Source organism: Micromonospora sp. NPDC047620, from assembly GCF_043205005.1.
Taxonomy (GTDB): Bacteria; Actinomycetota; Actinomycetes; order Mycobacteriales; family Micromonosporaceae; genus Micromonospora.
The window spans coordinates 1-16,720 of the sequence record NZ_JBIDDG010000021.1 but is presented as its reverse complement, the minus strand read 5'-3'; the positions used below and the strand labels follow the sequence as shown (position 1 = coordinate 16,720).

The window sequence follows — 16,720 nt, the reverse complement described above, 5'->3', positions numbered from 1 at the left end:
CGTTGACGCCGCCTGACGATCCGGTGAAGGTCGGTCGCTCCGACCAGCCGGCCACGAGCCGCCGCCGAGTAACGAATGAGGGACGGTCAGGCGGCGGGCAGGGCGCCGAGGCGGTGCGAAATCCTCAGGAGATCGTCGCGCCGACGACGGCGGCCACGTCCGGGGGCAGCGGATACGGGCGCTCTGGCGGCAGCAGCGCCTCGGCGGCCGAGTCGTCGCCGGCGTCGAGCGCCGCGCGTACCGCGTGGGCCATCGGGGTCGCGTCGGTGAGGGCGACCAGCCACTCGTCGACGTACCGCCGCACCGCCTCGCCGGCCAGCCCGACCTGGAGCGACCGGTGCGGCAGCGGGGCCAGCCGCAGCGACCGCTCGGGGTCCCACTGGACCCGCACCGGGCTGGCGCGCAGCCGCCGCGACCAGGTCTCCCGGTCGGGGTAGCGGTCGCGGTCGAAGCTGCTCAGGCACGAGTGGGCCAGGGCCCACTCGAAGCCCGACCGGGTGATCTCAACGGCCAGCACCCGTTCCTGGCCGGGCTTCGTGGCCCAGCCGCAGCGGTACATCATCCAGCGGAACGACGGCTTGACCCAGGTCATCCGCTCCCGCTTGAACGGCGGCACGAAGCGGCCGGCGGCCAGCGCCGCGCGGGCGATCTCCGGCGGGTACGCCTGGTACACGGTCACGGTGTCGGCGGTGAAGTCGGCGCGGATCTGGTGGGCGGGGACCGTCATGCCGGCGATCCTGATCGACCACCGGGGCCTGGGTCCACCGGATTGTTCCCGGCCCGGCCGGGCGGCGCGGCGCGGGATAGGCTGCCGCTCGTGGCAGGTCTTCTGAGGAGTGTCGCGGCGCGCATCGGCGGTGTCATCCCGTCGCCCCGGCGGCCCGGTCCCGCCCCGGCGCAGGTCGCCCGGCGCCGCCAGGTCGCCGCGCTGCAGCGCCGCGTGCTGGCGTACGCGCCGGAGCTCGACGGGCACGCCGACCCGGGCGAGATCGTCTGGACCTGGGTGCCGTACGAGGACGACCCGCGCCAGGGCAAGGATCGTCCCGTGCTGGTGGTGGGCCGGCACAGCCGGACCCTGTTCGGGCTGATGCTCTCCAGCCAGGGCGAGCGCGACGGCCAGCGGAACTGGCTCGCGCTCGGTCCGGGCGAGTGGGACCGGGACAACCGGTCGAGCTGGGTGCGCCTGGACCGCGTGCTGACCATGCGGGAGGACAGCATCCGTCGGGAGGGCGCGGTGTTGGACCGGGCCCGCTTCGACCGGGTCGGGCAGGCCCTGCGCGCCGGCTACGGCTGGCGCTGACCGCTCGGCTTCAGCCGGTGCCGACGGCCGCTGGGCGCTGACGGTCAGGCCGGCTCCCGGCTGGGCCCGACCCCGGCGCCCTTCACATTCGGCGGCGGGTACGGCTGCTCGGCCAGCAGCCGGGCGAGGTGTGCGCTGTTGAGTGCCAGGGCCTTCGTGGTGCGGCCGGTGGTGTCCGGCTTCGGCCGGGCGTCGATGTAGTCGACCTTGTGCAGTGCCTCGCCCACCCAGTAGGTGGCGCCGGCCGCCGGGCAGGTGAACCCGACCTCGTTGAGGGCCTGCTGCACCTGGCCGATGGTGTGGTGCGCGCCGTCCTCGTTGCCGACGACGGCCACCTTGCTGTAGGTGAGCAGCCGGCCCTCGGTGTCGGTCTCGGACAGTTCGGCGTCGAGGCGCTCGAGGACCATCTTGCACACGGCCGACGGTTGGCCGAGCCAGATCGGTGTGGCGAGGACGAGGATCTGCGCGGCCAGCAGCTTGGCCCGGATGGCTGGCCATCCGTCGCCGTCGCCCTCGTCGGTGGAGACCCCGAACCGCACGTCGAAACCACGTTCTGCCGACGCCGTAAACGGGTGGGCCGGGCGGTGCGGCGACTGGCAGTGTGTCGGGATGACCGACGACGCGCCGGAGGCGCTGCGCGCGTGGGCGCGCGAGGACTTCGGGGTGGACCTCATCGGGGCCGAGGCGGTGGGGCACGGTGCGGACCGGCACGCGCGGCTGTGGCAGGCCCGGGCCGCCGACGGTACGCGGTACGCGGTCAAGCTGAGCGGCGGCGGCAGTCCGGCCGGCCTGGTGGTGTCGGCGTACCTGGGGGCGCGGGGCGTGCCGGGCATCGCCGTCCCGCTACGCACCCGGGACGGGCGGCTGTGGAGCGACCGGGACGGGCGCCGGCTGTCCCTGGTGCCGTGGGTCTCCGACGCGCGGGCGCTCGGTGGCGCGATGACGGCTGAGCACTGGCGCGCGTACGGCGAACTGCTGGCGGCGGTGCACGCCGTGGCGGTGACCGACGACCTGGCCGCGCTGCTGCCTCCGGGCGGCGCCGCGCACGCGGCGATCGTGGCGGCGGCGCGCGGGGTCGACGCCCGGCTGCGCGGTCCCCGGTCGGGCGACCAGGGCGATCCGCTGGTGGACGAGCTGGCCCGCATCTGGTCGGGGGCACGGGGGACGGTGGCGGCGCTGGCCCGGGGGGTGGAGCGGCTCGGCGACGAGCTGCGCGACCGGCCCGGGCCGGCGGTGGTCTGCCACGGCGACCCGCACCTGGGCAACCTGCTGCTCGGGCCCCGGGGCCGGGTCTGGCTGATCGACTGGGACGACGCCGTGCTCGCCCCGCGCGAGTGCGACCTGATGTTCCTCATCGGCGGTGTGCTGGCCTTCGCTCCCGTCACCGCCGCGCAGCAGGCCGCCGCCTTCGCCGGCTACGGTCGGGTCGACGTCGACGCCTCCCGGCTGGCCTGGTTCCTGAGCGTGCGCGCCCTCGACGACATCGGCGACTGGTCCCGCCAGGTGCTCGATGCCGCCTCCGCCGAGGCCGACCGGCGGCAGGCGCTCGACATCGTGCGAGGGCTGGTGTCGCCCCACGGTCTGGTCACCCTGGCCGACGTGGCGCTGGCTGACCTGGCCCGCCGGCGCTGACCGACGCCCGACGGGCCGGTCGGCGGGGCGGTCAGCACTCCGCCAGGTGGGCGGTGTCGACGAGTTGCCGGGGCGAGCTCGCCGACCCGAGGCTCTTGGCCCGGTACATGGCGGCGTCGGCTCGGTCGAGCGCCTCGGTGAGCTGTGCCGGCCCGGTGACCGGCGCCAGCCCGACGGACGCGGTCACCCGGACGCTGAGCCCGCCGAGGGGGATCGGCGCGGCGAGGCTCTCGCAGAGCCGGCGGGTGGCGTGCTCGATCCATCGCCGGTCCACCGTCGGGCTGGTGAGCAGCCCGGCGAACTCGTCGCCGCCGAGCCGGGCCACCAGGTTGTCCCCGGCGAACGCGGCGAGCCGCTGGGCCACGCTGATCAGCACCTGGTCGCCGGCGGCGTGCCCGTAGCGGTCGTTGATCTGCTTGAAGTCGTCGAGGTCGAGCACCACGGCGATCAGCGGTTGCCCGGCCGCGTCGGTGAGCAGCGTGGCGGCGATCCGGTAGAACCCGCGGCGGTTGGGCAGGCCGGTGAGGGGGTCGTGGCTGGCGGCGTGCCGCTCGGCGGTCAGCTCGGCCTGGAGGTGCCCGATCTCGGCCTCGGCGCGCAGCGCGCGGCTGCGTAGCTGCCAGGTGGTGACGAGGGCCCCCGCGGCGCAGATGCCGGACGCGACGGTGAGCGGATCCGGCACGAGACCTCCCATCGCCACGATGCCCGTGGCCCCGGCGCGCGGCGTGTCGCGCCCCGTCCCGGGGCCCTTTCGTCGCTGGAGGCAGCCCAGCGGTTGGTGACGCAGAGTGAGCGGATGGGCACCGCGCACCTGGGTTATCATGCTCGCTGGCCGGTGCAGATGCAAGAGCAGATGCACGTGCAGCCAACCCCTCTCGTCGATGCCGTGCGACTCTCCGCAGCCCCGCCCGCCCGGCAGCGGCGGCCCGCGGAGAGAAAGACGCCTCATGCAGCAGCCACCGAACGGCGTTCCCGCCAACCAGTTGCCCCCGCTCAACTGGCAGAAGAGCCGCCGGAGCAACCCGAGCGGCAACTGCGTCGAGCTGGCCCAACTGCCCGGCGGCGCCGGCATCGCCCTGCGCAACTCGCGACACCCGGAGGGACCCGCGCTGATCTACACGATGGACGAGATCGCCGCCTTCGTGCTCGGGGCCCGCGACGGCGACTTCGACCACCTCATCGGCTGAGCGCTCGTCCCGTCTGCGGTACTGGCGGACCCTCTACCTAGGAGTTCTCCTCACTCACGGTTCATGGCATGCTTACACGTCGGCCGGGGCTGGGGCTCCCGGCCGGGCATGATCCGGCATGCGGAGGGCGGCAGTGACGATGGTTCCCGTCGAGGGCGGCCCGGCCACCGGGCCCACCGTGCTGCGCATGCTGCTCGGCGCCCAGTTGCGTCGTCTCCGCGAGTCCAGCGGGGTGACGCGGGAAGGCGCCGGCTGGGAGATCCGGGCCTCCGAGTCGAAGATCAGCCGGATGGAGCTGGGCCGGGTCGGCTTCAAGGAGCGCGACGTCGCCGACCTGCTCACCCTCTACGGCGTCACCGCGCCCGAGGAACGCGAGGCGCTGCTCAAGCTCGCCCGGGACGCCAACAGCCCGGGCTGGTGGCACCGCTACGGCGACGTGCTGCCGAGCTGGTTCCAGTCGTACCTCGGCCTGGAGGCCGCCGCGGCACTCATCCGCTCCTACGAGGTCCAGTTCGTCCCCGGCCTGCTCCAGACCCGGGAGTACGCCCGGGCGGTGGTGCTGCTCGGCCACGGGGCGGCCGCGCCGGCCGAGATCGAGCGCCGGGTCGCCCTGCGCATGCAGCGCCAGCGGTTGCTGCGCCGCGAGAACCCGCCGCTGCTCTGGGCGGTGGTGGACGAGGCCGCGCTGCGCCGGCCCATCGGCGGCCGGGAGGTGATGCGCGGCCAGGTGGCGGCACTCGTCGAGGCGACCAAGTCGCCGCACATCCGGCTCCAGGTCATCCCGTTCGCGGCCGGCGGGCACGCCGCGGCGGGCGGCGCCTTCACGATCCTGCGCTTCGGCGACCAGGACCTGCCGGACATCGTCTACATCGAACAGCTCACCAGCGCGCTCTACCTCGACAAGCGCGACGACCTCGACTACTACGCGGTGGCGATGGAGCGACTCTGCGTCGAGGCCGAGCCACCGGAGCGTACGCCGGAGATCCTCGGCCGGATCCTGGACGACCTCTATCCGGGTTGACCGGCTGCGGGGCCCTGTCCGGGGCGGCGGTGCGGCTACCATGATCGCCGACCGGCGACAGTGGACGGACGCCACCGGTGGCGGTTGGCGCAGAGTCGTGGAGGCAGCCTTGACCACCGACGCCCCGGGCGCGACGACCGGCCCCACCCACCCGAGCGACCGCATCGACACGTCGGTGGCCCACCCCGCGCGCCGGTACAACTACTGGCTGGGCGGCAAGGACAACTTCCAGGCCGACCGGGATTCCGGCGACGCGGTGGCGGCGGCCTTCCCGACCATCCGCACCGCCGCCCTGGAGAACCGTCGCTTCCTCCAGCGGGCCGTACGCCACCTGGCCCGGGAGGCGGGCATCCGGCAGTTCCTCGACATCGGCACCGGCATCCCGACCGCCGACAACACCCACGAGGTCGCCCAGGCGACCGTCCCCGAGTCGCGGGTGGTCTACGTCGACAACGATCCGATCGTGCTCGCGCACGCCCGGGCGCTGCTCAGCAGCTCGCCGCAGGGTGCCACCGCGTACATCGACGCCGACCTGCGTGACCCGGAGAAGATCCTCCAGCACCCCGACCTGCTGCGCACCATCGACCTGTCCCGGCCGGTGGCGCTGATGCTGGTGGCGATCCTGCACTTCGTGCCCGACGGCGACGACCCGTACGCCGTGGTCGCCCGGCTGCTCGAGGCGCTGCCGTCCGGCAGCTACCTGGCGGCCTCCCACGCCACCTACGATTACCTGCCCCCGGAGGTCGCGCGGGAGGCGAAGGCCGCCGGCCGGGGCGACGGCCCGCACGGCGTGATCAGTCTGCGGAGCCTGGCGGAGTTCACCCGGTTCTTCGACGGGCTCGAGGTGGTGGAGCCCGGGGTCACCTCGGTCGCCGAGTGGCACGCCGAGGGCGCCCCGCTGCCCCGGCCCACCGCGGCCGAGGTCAGCATGTACGGCGCGGTCGCCCGCAAGCCCTGACCGCCGCTGCCTCGACGCCGCCCCGCCCGGCCTGACCGGGCGGGGCGTTCTCCTCTCCGCCCGTCGCGGCGTGTCGACGCCGCCGATCGCTGCGTCGCATTGACGCCGCCGCCCGTCGGCACTAGTCTCTGTATCGATCCAGACTGAATCGATACAGAGAAGCGAGCACGCGATGAAGCCGACCCTGCAGGCCGTCGCGGACGCCGTCGGCGTGTCCCGCAGCACCGTCTCCAACGCCTACAGCCGCCCCGACCAGCTCTCCGCCGCGCTGCGCCAGCGGATCCTCGACACCGCACGGCAGCTCGGCTACCCCGGCCCCAACCCCACAGCCCGGTCGCTGCGGCGCGGCTGGGTCGGCGCCGTCGGGGTGCTCTTCGAGTCCCAACTGTCGTACGTCTTCACCGACCCCTTCGCGGTCCGCTTCCTGGCCGGCGTCGCCGAGGCGGCCGAGCGGCACGGCACCAGCCTGCTGCTCGTGCCCCTGCCCGCCGACGAGGCGGCCGCGCGGCGGGCAGTGGAGAACGCCGCCGTCGACGGCTTCTGCGTCTACTGCGTCGGCGACGAGGGCTGGATCGTCGACGTGCTCCGCGACCGGGGCTTGCCCGTTGTCACCACCGCGCCCCGCGACGGCGCGGGCCCCGACGACCGCTACGTCGGCATCGACGAGCGCGCCGCCGCCCGCGCGGTCGCCGCGCACGTGGCCGGGCTCGGGCACCGCCGCGTCGCCCTGCTCGGCGACGCCGTCCGGCCCGGCGCGGCCCCGGGCGAGGTGCGGCTCCCCGACGTGGCCGACGTCGCGCACCCCACCACCCGGGCGCGGCTCGCCGGGTTCGCCGACGCCTTCGCCGAGGTCGGCGTCGCCTGGTCCGAGCTGACCCTGCTCGCCGCCACCGGCAACAGCCGGTCGGCGGGCGCCGCGGCCGTCGCCGCCGCGCTCGCCGCGCCGCAGCCGCCCACGGCGGTGCTGGCCGGCTCGGACGTGCTCGCCCTCGGCGTCCTCGACGCGCTCGCCGAGGCCGGCTCGCCACCGGTCTCGGTCACCGGCTTCGACGACATCGCCGAGGCCGCCGCGGCGGGCCTCACCACCGTGCGGCAACCCGCCGAGGAGAAGGGGCGCATCGCCGCCCGGCTGCTGCTCGACCCGCCTGCCGACTCGGCGGACGGCCACGTCCTGCTGCCCACCGCACTCGTCGTCCGGACCTCCACCGAACCCGTTCCGAGGAGCTGACCATGGAACAGCCCACCGGCTTCGTCGTCGCCATCGACGCGGTGACCCGACACGTCAACTCCGCCCGGCCGGACGCACCGGTCCGCGCGGAGCGCCCCCGCACCGCGCGGCTCGCCCCCACCCGGCTGGCCGCCGCCGGCGCCCTGCGCCGGCTCGCCGACCGGATCCAGCCGCCGTCGCTGCCCGCGCCGCAGCGCTGCTCCTGACCCGCCGCCGGCCGCCCGGGTGGTGTGCGCCACCCGAGCGGCCGGTCGCCGCGGCACCATCGGGACGGCCGGCGTGTAACCGGGCATGGCGGGTGGTGGCCGCCCCGGCGGGCCAGGCAGACTGAACGGCTATGTCGCCGTTCTCGCCCACCCTTCGGTTGCACGACCGGTACGTCCTGCGCGAGCGCATCGGCCTCGGCGGGATGTCCGAGGTGTGGCGCGCCGACGACGAGGTGCTGCACCGCCCCGTCGCGGTCAAGGCCCTCGCCGGGGAGTTCGGCACCGACCCGCAGCTGCGGGCCACCATCCAGCGCGAGGCCCGCGCCGCCGCGCGGCTCACCCACCCCCACGTGACCCAGGTGTACGACTACGGCGAGGCGAGCCTGGCCGGCGGCGCGGTCGTGCCGTACCTGGTGATGGAGTTGGTGGAGGGGCGAAACCTCGCCGACCGGCTCGCCGACGGCCCGCTCGCCTGGCCGGACGCCGTCCGGCTGGCCGGTCAGGTCGCCGCCGCGCTCGCCGCCGCCCACCGCATCGGCGTGGTGCACCGCGACATCAAACCGGGCAACGTCATGCTCACCGAGACCGGCGCCAAGGTGCTCGACTTCGGCATCGCCGCGCTCGCCGGCCCGGACCACCCGCTGGCCGGGCAGACCGGCGAGCTGCTGATGGGCACGCCCGCCTACTTCGCGCCGGAGCGGATGCGGCCCGGCCCGCCGAACCCGGCCAGCGACGTCTACGCCCTCGGCGCGCTGCTCTACCGCACCCTCACCGGCCGGGCCCCGCTGCCCGTGCAGACCTGGGAGGACGCGCTGGAGCTGCACGCCGGGCACACGCCCGTGCCGCCCCTGCGGATCCCCGGCCTGCCCGCCGACGTCGCCGACCTGACCCTGGCCTGCCTCGCCGCCGACCCGGCCCGCCGGCCCACCTCGGCCCAGCTCGCCGCCCGCTTCGCCGGCGCGGCGCCCGCCGACCCGCACACCGCGGTCCTGCCGGCCCTGCCCGCCCCGGCGGCGGGCGCGGTCCCGCCGGCACACCCGCCCACGCTGGTCGACCGCTCGCTACCCACCTCGGCAGCCTCCACCGGCCGGCCGGGGTCCCTGGTGACTGCCGGCCGGGCCGGCGTGCCGGCGGCGGGCGGCTGGGCCGGCGTGCCGGCGGGCCGACCCGTGGCTGCCGGCCCGCGTCCCGTCCCCGCCACCGGCTCGCGGGCCCGGGGGAGCCGGCCGATCGCGGTGCTGGTCGCCGCCGGCGTCGCGCTGCTCGTCGGGCTCGTCGGGGTGCTCGCCCTCGACGACAACGGAAATCCACCGCCGACCGCCGCCCCGTCCACGGTCACGCCGGCCGAGGAGCCGAGCACCACGTCGCCGACGCCGGAGGCCACCCCCTCCGCCCCGCCGTCGACCGCCCAGTCGGCCCCGATCGGCATGCGCCAGCTCGCGGCCGAGTTCGCCGCCGCGCTCGTGCAGGCACAGGCCCGGGGCGAGATCGACCGGAAGACGGTCGAGCAGCTGCGGGACAAGCTCGCCGACCTGAGCCGCGGCAAGCCGAAGGACCGGCCGAAGCGGGTCGAGGACCTGCGGGAGTGGATCGCCGAGGCGGTCGAGGAGCAGCGGCTCACGCCCGACACGGCGGCCCGCCTCGATGCCCTGCTCGACCGGGTGGACACCGGGTCGCCGGGCGACGACGAGGACGACGACTGAGCCGCGCCCAGCCGATCCCGACGCCCCGCTCAGCCGACCCCCGGACCACGGACCCCGGGCCGGCCGTCGGTGCGCTGGGTCACCGGGCCGCCCCAACCCGGTACGGCCACCGGCCGGTCACCTGACCAGGAGGGCGCGCAGGGCCTTGACGACCTCGGCGGGCGACTCCTCGGCCATGAAGTGGCCGCAGGAGACGGTGCGGTGCTCCAGGTCCGGTGCCCACGCCCGCCACAGCCCGGCCGCGTCGTAGCCGAGGGCCGCGCCCCAGTCCTGCTGCAGCACCGTCACCGGCATGCGCAGCCTGTTGCCGGCCGCGCGGTCGGCCCGGTCGTGCTCGACGTCGACGCCGGCCGAGGCGCGGTAGTCGGCGACGATCGAGGTGACGGCCTCCCGGGACGCCCGCAGGTACGCGGCCCGCACGTCGGCGGGCAGGGCGTCCGGGTCCCGGGTCCAGGCGTCGAGGAAATGGCCGAAGAAGACGTCCGGGCTGGCACCGATGAGCTGTTCGGGCAGGCCGGGCGGCTGGGCCATCAGGTAGAGGTGGAAGCCGACGGCGGCGGTCGTGCCGTGCAGGACGTCCCACATGTCGAGGGTCGGCAGCACGTCGAGCGCGGCGAGGTGGGTGACCGCCCGCGGATGGTCGAGGCCGGCGCGGACGGCGACCAGCGCGCCCCGGTCGTGCCCGGCCAGGGCGAAGCGGTCGTGCCCCAGCGCGCGGGCCAGCGCGACGACGTCGGCGGCCATGGTCCGCTTCGCGTACGCGGTGCCGTCGGGGTCGGCGGGCTTGTCGCTGTCGCCGTAGCCGCGCAGGTCCGGGCAGATCACGGTGTGGTCGGCGGCGAGGTCGGCGGCGACGTGCCGCCACATGAGGTGGGTCTGTGGGAAGCCGTGCAGCAGCACGACCGGGCTGCCGGAGCCGGCGACGGCCGCGGTGAGCGTGACGCCGTCGGCGACGGTGACGCGCCGGTAGTCGAATCCCCTGATGGTCGGGTTCACGGTGTTCCTTCCTGTGGTACCGGTGAGGTGGCGGGAGCGGTGGTCTGCGGGGACCACGTCGTCCGGCGTCGAGCCTGCCCGGGGCCGGTCAGCGACCGGTCAGCAACGGGTGAGTGGCGCGCGGACCCGGCCGTGGGAGAGCCGGCGGTCGGGCGTGCCTAGATTGGTGCCATGACCAGGCAGTCGACGGCACCCGCGGTGGCCTTCGGCGTGCTGGGGCCGGTGGAGGCGGTGAACGACCTCGGTCCCGTCGCGCTGAAGGGCCCCCGCCAGCGGGCGGTGCTGGCCCGCCTGCTCGTCGCCCGGGGCCGGGTCGTGCCGGTCGACCGGCTCGTCGGTGACCTGTGGGAGGAGCCCTCGGACGGCGCGGTGGGGGCGATCCGGACGTTCGTCGCCGACCTGCGCCGGGCGCTGGAACCGGGCCGGCCACCCCGGCAGCCGGCCCGGCTGTTGGTGACCCATCCGCCCGGGTACGCGCTGCGTGCCGCGCCCGACGCGGTGGACTCCTGGCGGTTCGAGGCGGCGGTCGCCGAGGCGGGCGAGCTGCTGGCGGCGGGCGGGCCCGGCCCGGCGCTGGCCTGCCTGGACGGCGCGCTCGCCCTGTGGCGCGGCCCCGCGTACGCCGAGTTCGCCGGACAGCCCTGGGCCCGTGCCGAGATCGACCGGCTCGACGAGCTGCGGATGCTGGCCGTCGAGCGGCGGGCCGAGGCGCTGCTGGCCCTGGGCCGGGCCGCCGAGGCGGCCACCGGGCTGCGGGCCCACGCCACCGGTCACCCGCTGCGGGAGGACGCCTGGCAGTTGCTGGCCACGGCCCTGTACCGGTCGGGTCGCCAGGGCGAGGCACTGGCCGCGCTGCGGCGGGCCCGCGACACCCTGGTGGCGGAACTCGGCGTCGACCCGGGCCCCCGGCTGCGGCAACTGGAGGCCGACATCCTCGCCCAGGCGCCGGAACTCATCCCGCCCGAAGCGCCCCCGCCGGCGCGGGCCGACGCCGTGCCGCCCGCTGGCGGCGGCACCGAGCAGGGACGCGACCGCCCGGCGGCGCCGCGCGGGACCGCGCCCACCGGCGCCCGGGACCGCGACGACCGCCGCCCGTTCGTCGGCCGTGACGAGGAGTTGACCCTCCTGCGGCAGGCCGCCGGTCACGTCGCCCGGGGCGGCGTCCCCGCGCTGGCCCTCGTCTCGGGCGAGGCGGGCGCGGGCAAGACGGCCCTGGCCGACGCGCTCGCCCGGGAGTTGGCCGCCGGCGGCTGGACGACGGCGTGGGGCCACAGCCCCGAATACGAGGGCGCTCCCGCCGCCTGGCCGTGGACCCAGATCACCGACGCGCTCACCGGGGCCCCCGACCCGGCGCCGCACGCCACCGGCCGGCGGGAGGCGCCGTCCCCCGGCGGCCCCGACCCGGGGTGGCATGTTGTCGACGCGGGGTCGCACGCCACCGGCCCGGGTCCGTACGGCACCGGCCCGGGTCCGTACGCCATCGGCCCCGGCGAGGACCCGGCGGCGGCCCGGTTCCGGGTACACCGCGCCACCGCCGCCGTGGTGTCGGCGGCGGCCGGCCGGGCGCCGGTGCTGCTGGTCGTCGACGACCTGCACCGCGCCGACGCCGACACCCTGGACCTGCTGACCGCCCTGGTCGGCGAGCCGGACCCGGTCGCCGGCCCGCTACTGGTCGTGGGGACGTACCGCGCCGCCGAGATCACCCCGGAGTTGACCGCCGCGCTGGCCCGCGTGGCTCGCGCCGAACCGGTCCGGGTCTACCTCGGCGGCCTGCCCGAGCCGGCGACGGGCGACCTGGCCCGCGCCATCGCCGGACACGCGCTGGACGCCGCGGTGGTACGCCTGATCCACCGTCGCAGCGGCGGGAACCCGTTCTTCGTCCGGGAACTGGCGCGGCTGCTCGCGGCCGAGGGCGAGTCGGCGCTGCACCAGGTCCCGGCGGGGGTGCGGGACGTGATCCGGCACCGCCTGGCCCGGTTGCCGGACGCGGCGCAGACCGTGCTGCGGCAGGCGGCGGTGCTCGGCCGCGACGTCGACCCGGACGTGCTGGCCGCGCTGGCCGGCGACCCCGCGCCGGTGCTGGACGCCCTGGACCGCGCTGTGGCGGCCGGCTTCCTCGGCGAGCACGACGCCGACGGGCGGCTGCGGTTCACCCACATCCTGGTGCGGGACACGCTCTACGGCGACCTGTCCGCGCCGCGCCGGGCCCGCTGGCACGCCGCCGCCGGGGACGCCATCGAGCGGCTGTACCCGCACGACGTCGCCGCCCTCGCCCACCACTTCGCCCGCGCGGCGAGCCGCGCCACCGCGCCCCGCGCCGCGCGCTACGCCCGGGCGGCGGCAGAGCAGGCCGAACGCCGCTTCCACCCGCACGAGGCGGCCCGCCTGTGGCGGCAAGCGGTCGCCGCCCACGACCGTGCGGGCGGCGACGACGTACGCGGGCGGCTGGACGCGGCCATGGGACTGGGCCGGGCGCTCGCCGTCACCGGCCACCTCGACGAGGCGCGGCGGCTCCGGTCGGCGGCGATCACCACGGCCGTCGGGCTCGACGATCCGGGCCTGGCCACGAGCGTGCTGACCGCGTTTGACGTCCCGGCGATCTGGACCCGCAACGACGACGAGCACCTCTCCCGCCAGGTCGCCCGGGCCGCCGAGCGCACGCTGGCCGCGCTCGGCGACGACGAGCCGGAACGGCGCAGCCGGCTGCTGAGCACCCTCGCCCTGGAGTTGCGCGGCACGACCACCGACCGGGGTCACCGGGCGGCGTGCGAGGCGGAGGCCATCGCCCGGCAGCTGTCGCACCCGGCGCTGCTCGCGCACGCGCTCAACGCCCGCTTCCTGCACTCCTTCGGCCGGGCCGGTCTCGCCGCCGAGCGCGCCCGCATCGGCGCCGAACTGGTCGACCTGGCCGCCCGGCACGAGCTGGTGAGCTTCGAGGTCCTCGGCCACCTCGTCCTCCTGCAGGCGCACTGCGCCCTCGCCGACCTCACGGTCGCGGACGCGCACGCCGACGCCGCGGACCGCCTCGCCGAGCGGTACGACCTGCCGCTGGTGGGCGTCTTCACCCGGTGGTACGCCGCCCTGCGGCTGGCGGTCGGCGGCGACCCGGAAGGGGCGGAGGCCGCGTACCGGGCCGCGCAGTCCACGCTCACCGGCAGCGGGATGCCCGGCATGGAACACGGCCTGCTCGCCCTCGCGCTGCTGTGCCTGCGCCTGTCACCCGCACCGGGGGAGCGGGGAGCCAGCGGGCCGGGGCGGCACGACTGGGCGGACGGGGACTTCGGGCCGTACGAGCCCTGGGCCCGGCCCCTGGTGCTGCTCTCCACCGGCCACCGGGGCGAGGCCGCCGCCGCGCTGCACGCTCTCCCGGAGTCACCGCACGACCTGCTCCGCGAGGCCCGGCTCTGCCTCGCCGCCCGCGCCGCCCTCGCCCTCGGCGACGGCGCGACGATGCGGTGGGCGTACGCCGAACTGGCGCCGGCCGCCGACGAGCTGGCCGGAGCCGGCAGCGGCATCCTCACCCTCGGCCCGGTGGCCCACCACCTCGGCGACCTCGCCGCCGCGCTGAGCCGTCCCGACGAGGCCGCCGCGCACCGCCGGACCGCCCGCGCGGTCGCGGCACGGGCGGCCGGCTAGGACGGCGGCCACCGCCGGGGTCCGCGGGGTGCGGCCCCTGCGGTTTTCCGCACCCCGCCCGGTGCGGTCGCCCGACGGAACCGGGCGGCCGGCCCCATGGTCGGCTCTCAGGATGAGTTCGTAGCGTGGGGGCCATGATTCGTACCGCGCACGCCCTGCTCGCCACCGGAACCGCCACGGGGGAGGCCGCACCACCGGAGGACGGCCTCGTCGGCTACGTCACCGGCCTGGTGGAACGGCTCGGCGGTCCCGGCGCGGGCCTGGCCGTCGCCCTGGAGAACCTCTTCCCGCCGATCCCCAGCGAGGTGATCCTGCCGCTCGCCGGCTTCGTCGCCGGTCAGGGGCGGATGAGTGTGGTCAGCGCGATCTTCTGGACCACCCTCGGTTCGCTGCTCGGCGCCCTCGCGCTGTACTACATCGGCGCCGCGCTCGGTCGGGAGCGGATCCGGGCGATCGCGGAGCGGCTGCCGCTGGTCAAGCTCAGCGACGTGGACCGCACCGAGGCGTGGTTCCTGCGACACGGGGTCAAGGCCGTCTTCTTCGGCCGGATGATCCCGATCTTCCGTAGCCTGATCTCCATCCCGGCCGGCGTGGAGCGCATGCCCGTGTGGACGTTCGCGGTCTACACGACCCTCGGCAGCCTGATCTGGAACACCACCTTCGTGATGGCCGGCTACCTGCTCGGCGACAACTGGCACCTGGTCGAGGGGTACGTCGGCGTGCTCCAGAACGTGGTCATCGTCGCCAGCGTGGCGGCCGTCGGCTGGTTTGTGGTCTCCCGGGTGATCCGCGCCCGGCGGGGCGCGGCAGCGGCCGTCGAGCCGGAGCCGACCCCCGGACCCGCCCCACTGCACCACGCGCCCGACCCGGCCGGGCGGGGCACCATCTACCGCAGCGCCCACTCCGAGGGGCAGCCCGCCCCGTGGGACCGCGACGGGGTGCGCTGAGCCGGTGGAGGCGCCCCGGTCGGTGACGCCACGCCCGACCCGGATCCCCCTCGGGGTCGCCCTCGGGATCCTCACGGCCGCCGCCGAGGCGCTGTTGCTCCTCGGCGCGGCCGTCGCCGTGGCCGGCGCCGCGGCCGTGCCGCCGGCCCGCCGCCGCGTCCGCACCGCGATCCGCCGGTACGCCGCGACGCTGGCGCGGTACGAGCGGGACCGGCTGGCCCGGTTCCACGGTGTCGAGGTTCCGCCCGGGGCGGCAGGCCGGCGGGAGGTCGGCTACCTGGCCGCCCGCCTGCTGCCCGGGGCGCTCGGCCTGCTCGCGTACGGGGTACTGGCCGTCGGCGTGGTGCTGGCGTCGATCGTGGTGCGGGCCGTGTTCCGCGGCGACCTCGGCGTGACCGACGCGCTGCTGCAGGCCGTCGTCGGCGCGGCGCTGCTCCTGGTCAACGTGCAGGCCGTGGTGAGCGTGGCCGCGCTGGACGTCCGGCTCGCCCGGCGCCTGCTCGGCCCGAACGCCCGCACCCTGCTGGAGAACCGGGTCCGGGAGTTGGCCGCCAGCCGCGCCGGCGTCATCGCCGCCGTGGACGCCGAACGGCAGCGCATCGAGCGGGACCTGCACGACGGTCTCCAGCAGCGCCTGGTCGCCCTCGGCATGCTGCTCGGCCGGGCCCGCCGCAGCCGGGACGCCGAGCGCACCGCCGCGCTGCTCGCCCAGGCCCACGCCGACGCGCAGCAGGCCGTCGCGGAGCTGCGCGAGGTGGCCTGGCGGGTGTACCCGTCCGCGCTCGACGACGCCGACCTCGGTCAGGTGCTGGAGATGGTCGCACAGCGCTCCGACGTTCCCGTCCGCGTCCGCTGCGACCTGCCGGTACGCCCGCAGCGGCAGGTCGAGACCGTGCTGTACTTCGTCGCGTGCGAGGCGCTGACCAACGCGGCGAAGCACGCCGCCGCTACCCTGATCACCGTCGAGATCGGGGCCGGGAAGGAGTTCGTCCGGATGACGGTGCACGACGACGGCGTCGGCGGGGCCGACCCCGCCGGGCGCGGGCTGTCCGGCCTGGCGCGACGGGTCGCGGCGCAGGACGGGCGGCTGCGGGTCGACAGCCCGGCCGGCGGGCCCACCACGGTGTCGGTGGAGCTGCCGTGCGGATAGTGCTCGCCGAGGACTCCACGCTGCTGCGTGAGGGCCTGGCCCGGCTGCTGACCGAGGAGGGCCACGAGGTCGCCGCCGCCGTCGCCACCGCCGACGACGTGGTCGCCGCCGTCGCCCGGCACCGGCCCGACGTCGTCGTCACCGACGTACGGATGCCGCCCACCCACACCGACGACGGGCTGCGGGCCGCCCTGGAGATCCGGCGGCGCTGGCCCGGCACCGGAGTCCTGGTCCTCTCCCAGTACGTCGAGAAGCGGTACGCCACCCGGCTGCTCGCCGACCGCCCCGAGGGCGTCGGCTACGTGCTCAAGGACCGGGTCGCCCAGGTGGACGACTTCCTCGACGCCCTGGACCGGGTGGCCGAGGGCGCGACGGCGTTGGACCCCGAGGTGGTGCGGCAGGTCCTGGCCGGCGCCGACCGCACCGACCCGCTGGCGCGGCTGACACCGCGCGAACGGGACGTGCTGCACCACATGGCGCAGGGCCACACCAACGCCACGATCGCCGGGCGACTGCACGTGTCGCAGAGCGCGGTGGAGAAGCACATCAACACGATCTTCGACAAGCTGGAGCTGTCGCGGGCGGGGGGTTACAGCCGACGGGTGCTCGCGGTGCTTCGGTATCTCGGGGTCTGAGTTCTTCTCTCCTCCTGCCTTTGTCTTGCGGTGCGTGGTGGTGGGGTGTGGGGGTGTGGCCCGCCGTGCCCGGCTCCGGGCGGTCAGGCTTGATCCCTGCGCCGGGCACGGCGGGCCACAC

General features: G+C 76.3%; 16 protein-coding genes. 12 read left to right on the top strand and 4 right to left on the bottom strand.

Annotated elements, in window-relative coordinates; all coding sequences use genetic code 11:
• Positions 1-124: 124 nt before the first annotated feature.
• Positions 125-727 (bottom strand): DUF4291 domain-containing protein, encoded by a 603-nt coding sequence (locus ACGF5C_RS23750; RefSeq protein WP_393304897.1) that lies wholly within the window; start codon positions 725-727, stop codon positions 125-127.
• A 90-nt stretch (positions 728-817) separates the two neighbouring features.
• Between ACGF5C_RS23750 and ACGF5C_RS23745 the strand changes: the two genes are divergently transcribed.
• Positions 818-1,300 carry a type II toxin-antitoxin system PemK/MazF family toxin gene (locus tag ACGF5C_RS23745; protein WP_393304895.1) on the top strand — a complete coding sequence of 161 codons (483 nt, stop codon included), beginning with the start codon at positions 818-820 and terminating at the stop codon, positions 1,298-1,300.
• Positions 1,301-1,344: 44 nt separating this feature from the next.
• Here ACGF5C_RS23745 and ACGF5C_RS23740 read toward each other — a convergent pair whose 3' ends face one another.
• Complete coding sequence (locus ACGF5C_RS23740) at positions 1,345-1,839, bottom strand: flavodoxin family protein (RefSeq protein ID WP_393304893.1); 495 nt, start codon at positions 1,837-1,839, stop codon at positions 1,345-1,347.
• A gap of 70 nt (positions 1,840-1,909) precedes the next feature.
• Here ACGF5C_RS23740 and ACGF5C_RS23735 point away from each other — a divergent pair, with 70 nt between their 5' ends.
• Positions 1,910-2,932 carry a phosphotransferase enzyme family protein gene (locus tag ACGF5C_RS23735; protein WP_393304891.1) on the top strand — a complete coding sequence of 341 codons (1,023 nt, stop codon included), beginning with the start codon at positions 1,910-1,912 and terminating at the stop codon, positions 2,930-2,932.
• Positions 2,933-2,963: 31 nt separating this feature from the next.
• Here the strand turns inward: ACGF5C_RS23735 and ACGF5C_RS23730 are convergent, their stop codons facing one another.
• Positions 2,964-3,614 (bottom strand): GGDEF domain-containing protein, encoded by a 651-nt coding sequence (locus tag ACGF5C_RS23730; RefSeq protein WP_393304889.1) that lies wholly within the window; start codon positions 3,612-3,614, stop codon positions 2,964-2,966.
• A gap of 265 nt (positions 3,615-3,879) precedes the next feature.
• Between ACGF5C_RS23730 and ACGF5C_RS23725 the strand changes: the two genes are divergently transcribed.
• The 6 genes from ACGF5C_RS23725 (at position 3,880) to ACGF5C_RS23700 (ending at position 9,235) form a co-directional block, all read left to right on the top strand.
• Complete coding sequence (locus ACGF5C_RS23725) at positions 3,880-4,119, top strand: DUF397 domain-containing protein (RefSeq protein ID WP_350684094.1); 240 nt, start codon at positions 3,880-3,882, stop codon at positions 4,117-4,119.
• Between the two features lie 139 nt (positions 4,120-4,258).
• Positions 4,259-5,140, top strand: coding sequence for a helix-turn-helix domain-containing protein (locus tag ACGF5C_RS23720; RefSeq protein ID WP_393305015.1), 882 nt, complete (start codon positions 4,259-4,261; stop codon positions 5,138-5,140).
• Positions 5,141-5,249: 109 nt separating this feature from the next.
• Positions 5,250-6,098, top strand: a complete 849-nt coding sequence (locus ACGF5C_RS23715; protein ID WP_393304887.1) for an SAM-dependent methyltransferase — start codon at positions 5,250-5,252, stop codon at positions 6,096-6,098.
• Positions 6,099-6,270: 172 nt separating this feature from the next.
• Positions 6,271-7,326 (top strand): LacI family DNA-binding transcriptional regulator, encoded by a 1,056-nt coding sequence (locus ACGF5C_RS23710; RefSeq protein ID WP_393304886.1) that lies wholly within the window; start codon positions 6,271-6,273, stop codon positions 7,324-7,326.
• 2 nt (positions 7,327-7,328) lie between these two features.
• Positions 7,329-7,532 carry a hypothetical protein gene (locus tag ACGF5C_RS23705; protein WP_393304884.1) on the top strand — a complete coding sequence of 68 codons (204 nt, stop codon included), beginning with the start codon at positions 7,329-7,331 and terminating at the stop codon, positions 7,530-7,532.
• A 131-nt stretch (positions 7,533-7,663) separates the two neighbouring features.
• Positions 7,664-9,235 (top strand): protein kinase, encoded by a 1,572-nt coding sequence (locus ACGF5C_RS23700; protein WP_393304882.1) that lies wholly within the window; start codon positions 7,664-7,666, stop codon positions 9,233-9,235.
• A 117-nt stretch (positions 9,236-9,352) separates the two neighbouring features.
• Here the strand turns inward: ACGF5C_RS23700 and ACGF5C_RS23695 are convergent, their stop codons facing one another.
• On the bottom strand, positions 9,353-10,231 hold the full coding sequence (locus ACGF5C_RS23695) for an alpha/beta fold hydrolase (protein ID WP_393304880.1): 879 nt from the start codon (positions 10,229-10,231) through the stop codon (positions 9,353-9,355).
• Between the two features lie 171 nt (positions 10,232-10,402).
• On the opposite strand from ACGF5C_RS23695, the gene ACGF5C_RS23690 reads away from it, so the two are divergent.
• The 4 genes from ACGF5C_RS23690 to ACGF5C_RS23675 all read left to right on the top strand — a co-directional run bounded on the left by ACGF5C_RS23690 (position 10,403) and on the right by ACGF5C_RS23675 (position 16,599).
• On the top strand, positions 10,403-13,867 hold the full coding sequence (locus tag ACGF5C_RS23690) for a BTAD domain-containing putative transcriptional regulator (RefSeq protein WP_393304878.1): 3,465 nt from the start codon (positions 10,403-10,405) through the stop codon (positions 13,865-13,867).
• A 134-nt stretch (positions 13,868-14,001) separates the two neighbouring features.
• The gene (locus ACGF5C_RS23685; RefSeq protein ID WP_393304876.1) at positions 14,002-14,814 is read left to right on the top strand and encodes a DedA family protein; all 813 of its coding nucleotides are present in this window, start codon (positions 14,002-14,004) and stop codon (positions 14,812-14,814) included.
• 22 nt (positions 14,815-14,836) lie between these two features.
• Positions 14,837-15,964 (top strand): sensor histidine kinase, encoded by a 1,128-nt coding sequence (locus tag ACGF5C_RS23680; protein WP_393304874.1) that lies wholly within the window; start codon positions 14,837-14,839, stop codon positions 15,962-15,964.
• A complete protein-coding gene (locus ACGF5C_RS23675) occupies positions 15,955-16,599 on the top strand; it encodes a response regulator transcription factor (protein ID WP_350711819.1) in 645 nt (214 codons plus the stop codon). The genes ACGF5C_RS23680 and ACGF5C_RS23675 overlap by 10 nt, the downstream gene beginning before the upstream one ends.
• The last annotated feature ends 121 nt before the right edge of the window (positions 16,600-16,720 follow it).

Bases quoted from the DNA above. Each gene is read 5' to 3' on its own strand.
- ACGF5C_RS23750 (WP_393304897.1), bottom strand. From the start codon at position 727: ATGACGGTCCCCGCCCACCAGATCCGCGCCGACTTCACCGCCGACACC.
- ACGF5C_RS23735 (WP_393304891.1), top strand. From the start codon at position 1,910: ATGACCGACGACGCGCCGGAGGCGCTGCGCGCGTGGGCGCGCGAGGAC.
- ACGF5C_RS23725 (WP_350684094.1), top strand. From the start codon at position 3,880: ATGCAGCAGCCACCGAACGGCGTTCCCGCCAACCAGTTGCCCCCGCTC.
- ACGF5C_RS23720 (WP_393305015.1), top strand. From the start codon at position 4,259: ATGGTTCCCGTCGAGGGCGGCCCGGCCACCGGGCCCACCGTGCTGCGC.
- ACGF5C_RS23710 (WP_393304886.1), top strand. From the start codon at position 6,271: ATGAAGCCGACCCTGCAGGCCGTCGCGGACGCCGTCGGCGTGTCCCGC.
- ACGF5C_RS23705 (WP_393304884.1), top strand. From the start codon at position 7,329: ATGGAACAGCCCACCGGCTTCGTCGTCGCCATCGACGCGGTGACCCGA.
- ACGF5C_RS23700 (WP_393304882.1), top strand. From the start codon at position 7,664: ATGTCGCCGTTCTCGCCCACCCTTCGGTTGCACGACCGGTACGTCCTG.
- ACGF5C_RS23690 (WP_393304878.1), top strand. From the start codon at position 10,403: ATGACCAGGCAGTCGACGGCACCCGCGGTGGCCTTCGGCGTGCTGGGG.
- ACGF5C_RS23685 (WP_393304876.1), top strand. From the start codon at position 14,002: ATGATTCGTACCGCGCACGCCCTGCTCGCCACCGGAACCGCCACGGGG.